Annotated in this window: 4 protein-coding genes and 1 pseudogene; all 5 read right to left on the bottom strand. The window is 67.1% G+C overall.

The features are described from left to right. Nucleotides 1-396 precede the first annotated feature (396 nt). Complete coding sequence (locus tag DM816_RS41020) at nt 397-834, bottom strand: hypothetical protein (protein ID WP_117215828.1); 438 nt, start codon at nt 832-834, stop codon at nt 397-399. Nucleotides 835-1,124: 290 nt separating this feature from the next. Continuing rightward, nucleotides 1,125-1,709: a GTP-binding protein gene (locus DM816_RS41015; RefSeq protein ID WP_117215827.1), complete on the bottom strand. Its 585-nt coding sequence runs from the start codon at nt 1,707-1,709 to the stop codon at nt 1,125-1,127. 1 nt (nt 1,710) lies between these two features. After that, nucleotides 1,711-2,088, bottom strand: a complete 378-nt coding sequence (locus tag DM816_RS41010; protein WP_117215826.1) for a DUF742 domain-containing protein — start codon at nt 2,086-2,088, stop codon at nt 1,711-1,713. 45 nt (nt 2,089-2,133) lie between these two features. Continuing rightward, a complete protein-coding gene (locus tag DM816_RS41005) occupies nt 2,134-2,538 on the bottom strand; it encodes a roadblock/LC7 domain-containing protein (RefSeq protein WP_117215825.1) in 405 nt (134 codons plus the stop codon). Beyond that, nucleotides 2,535-3,406: pseudogene (locus DM816_RS41000) on the bottom strand (ATPase); the annotation flags it as partial. The pseudogene DM816_RS41000 and the gene DM816_RS41005, both read right to left, overlap by 4 nt.

Genomic DNA, 3,406 nt, shown 5'->3' with positions numbered 1-3,406 from the left:
GTGTGGGTTTCTCGGTTGCGGGTGGGTGGGGCTTGGGGTGGGCTTTAGTGGCCCAGAGCGATCCCCCGCCCCCGCTTCAAGACTCAACCGTGTGCCGCGTGTAGCGGTGATGGGGTGGCAATCCGCGCTGTGCCCGTGTTTGCGCTCCTGCCACTGTGAGGTGCTGCGGCGAGGCGGCGCAGCGTGCCGGGATCTAAAGTGCTGCGTGGCTCATACCTCTCTTGAGCCGCTCCACGCCGCAGCGACCGGTAGGACGCATGTCAGTTCCCGATGGGCATCCGATGAGAGACGATCCTCCGGTCGCCTCGACCTGTGCCCGACCAGACACCGGTCGTCAAGAAGCCGATGGACAGTGCGTTGTCGGAGGCGGACCGACTTGAGCGTGAAGGCCGCTGCTCAGCGAGCTGTCGCCCGCAACGCTTCCTCGTACTGGCGGCGATCGAAGGTAACATCACGCAGTTCGCGGTAGTCCCAATCGCGATGCCCGGTGCGGTAGCCACACCAAATGACCGTCTCTTCCTCGACCGTGACCATCGCGGTGAACGGCCAGCAGCCCCAATCACTGCAGACGCACCCAAGCAGAACAGTGTCGCCGTCGCCGAACCAGCTTAGGACTGGATCGCCGAGGTAGTGCCGACCCGGCCAGCGCACCCGCTCGTCGAGCAGACCCGCGTAACTGCCTGCGAGGTCGGGCTTCCCCTCGCGCCGTGCAAAGGGCAGCTCAACCTTGCGAACCAGGTCGGGCAAAGCAACGCCGTTAAGGTGCGGGACGAGTGTCGGCAACACCCCGACGTCGAGTTTCTGCTCGATGGTGCAGAAATCGATATGATCCATAGCCTCAAGGCTAAAGCGTGCTCCCCAGCGTGATCGGTTGCCCTGGTAGCCCTCCCCGACGGCCGGCGCACCGATCTGCCGCTGATCGTGCGTGATCGCGGCCGTGTGCCCTCCGCGCGCCAGTCTGGTGTCAGGTGTCGTAAAGGCCGTCCCAGACGATCAGCATATGGCTCAACCGAGTCGATGTGCGTGCCGTCGCCGACGCGGTCACCAGACATGGCGAAGATCTCCCGATCAAAGCACCAACGGCGTGGCCGTATGCCGTCCAAGTGTCCTGTGGGTGACGCTGGCTAGGCTCCGACGCGTTGACGGCGCATGGACAGGACATACTCCACGAGCGAGATGAGGACCTGCTTGGTGGACTCGCGGTTGCGGGCGTCGTAGCTGACGACGGGCACGTCGGACGGGATGGCGAGGGCGTCGCGGACGTCCTGTGCCTGGTGATACTGCATGCCGTCGAAGCAGTTGATGGCAATGAGGTAGGGCAGCTTGCGGTGCTCGAAGAAGTCGATGGCCGCGAAGCAGTCGGCCAGGCGGCGCGTGTCGACCATGACCACCGCACCGATGGCGCCACGGACGAGCTCGTCCCACATGAACCAGAAGCGGGTCTGACCGGGCGTGCCGAACAGGTACAGGATCAGGTCGCGGTCGATCGATATGCGCCCGAAGTCCATGGCCACCGTCGTGGTGGTCTTGTTGGGGATCTGGCGCGTGTCGTCGACGCCGACGCCGGCCGAAGTCATGATGGCTTCGGTGGTGAGCGGCGTGATCTCCGAGACGGAGCCAACCAACGTCGTCTTGCCGACACCGAATCCGCCGGCAATGACTATCTTCGCTGACGTCACCCGTCCCGTCGTCGCGGGACGCGCAGACATGTCAGAGCCTCCGAAGTCCACTCAGCACCCTCTCAAGCAGTTCTGTGCCAACCGCATCGTTGTTTTCAAATGAGGTTGGTTCGTACACCGCGACCAGCCCGTCGGCGGCCATATCGGCGATAAGTACCCGCGCAACTCCAAGCGGTAACTTCATCCTGGCCGCGATCTCGGCGAGCGATTGCACCTTGCCGTCGCACAGCGACGCGATGTGCTGATGCTCGCGGCCGTGTCCGCCGCGCGAGCCGGTGCCGGCCGAGCGCCCGCGAACAGTGGTCTCCACCAATGCCTCGATCGCAATTTCCAGCCTCGGCCGGGTGCGACCGCGGGTAACGGCATATGGCCGGACCAAGGCGCCCGTCGGCTCTTCCCTATCTGGCATCGTTCGCCGTCACCCCCTCTCTCAACACCCTTTGCGGGGTCCTCGTCAGCCCATCACTCCGGCGGCGCTGCGCGGCGCCGGGGTCAGCGCGTCGCCGACCCGGTCGACCAGCAGTGCCATCTCATATCCGACCTGGCCGACGTCGCAACTGCGCGACGCGAGCACGGCGAACGACGAACCATCCGAAATGGACATCAGGAACAGGAACCCGTTGTCCATCTCCACCACGGTCTGCAGCACGGCGCCGCCCTCGAAGCAGCGGGCCGCCCCCTGGGTGAGGCTCACCAGACCGGACGCTATCGCGGCAAGCTGATCCGCGCGGTCCCGCGGCAGATCGCGGGACGCGGCGAGCAGCAGGCCGTCCGCGGAGACCGCGACCGCGTGGGCCACGCCTGGCACTCGGTCGGCGAAGTTGGCCAGAAGCCAACCTAGATCCTGCGTTGTGGTCATGCCTCGTGCTCCTTGCCAGATTGGCCACCGGCCCCTGTCAGGCCCGGATTGACGTCATCGTCCTGTTGCTGCTGGGTGCGGCCGCGCTGCACGCCACGGTGGTAGGCGGAGAGCAATCCACGGACGCCCTCGGGCGAACGGCGCTGCAGGTTGGCCGAGCTGCCCTTGTCGACACCGCCCGGCACCAGCTGAGCCATGGGTGTGCGCCGCGGCAGGCCGACCTGCGTCGTATCGCCGTGCTCCACGTGCGCCGCGGCGGTGGCCGCGGCCCAGCCCTCGTCGGCGGCGGTCTGCCAGCTCGGACGGTAGGCGGCCGGCACCGTCTCGGCTGCGGCTGCTGCCGCCGGCCGAGCGGTGGAACCCCAACCCGCCTGAGCTGTAACCATCTCGTCCTTCGAGGTCGAGGCCGGCACGTCCCCGTATGAGCCGGCCTTCGGCCCGCCACCGTTGCCGTTGGTGTCAATGGTGGCGAACTGTGCGGTGATCGTAAGGTCTGGCGCCGGGTAAGCGGGAGTGGTTGGCGCAGAATCCTCGGGCACGCTCCGGCGGGTGCTGAACCACGCCGACTCGAGCTCGCGGAAGATGGGCAGCTCCATGGTCTCGTCGGCGTACGGAACATGCTGCGGCACGACCGACGGCGACTCCGGTTTGACCGGGCGCTGCGGCGGCACGTCGGCCTGCACGGGTGGCCACACCGGCGGGGCCGCGGGTGGCGGCACGGCCGGCGCGGGTGGCGTGGAGACCGGGACGGCGGACACCGGCACGGCCGAGATCGGTGTCGTCGACGGTGGCGGGGTCTGTCGCGGCGCCTGTGTCGGCACCTGCGTGCCGTAGTAGCCATTGTCGTCTGTGGACGGTGTGACCGTCC

Source organism: Allorhizocola rhizosphaerae, assembly GCF_003426775.1.
Taxonomy (GTDB): domain Bacteria; phylum Actinomycetota; class Actinomycetes; order Mycobacteriales; family Micromonosporaceae; genus Allorhizocola; species Allorhizocola rhizosphaerae.
Note: the sequence above shows the minus strand (reverse complement) of the source record. Positions and strands in the feature narration are given on the sequence as shown.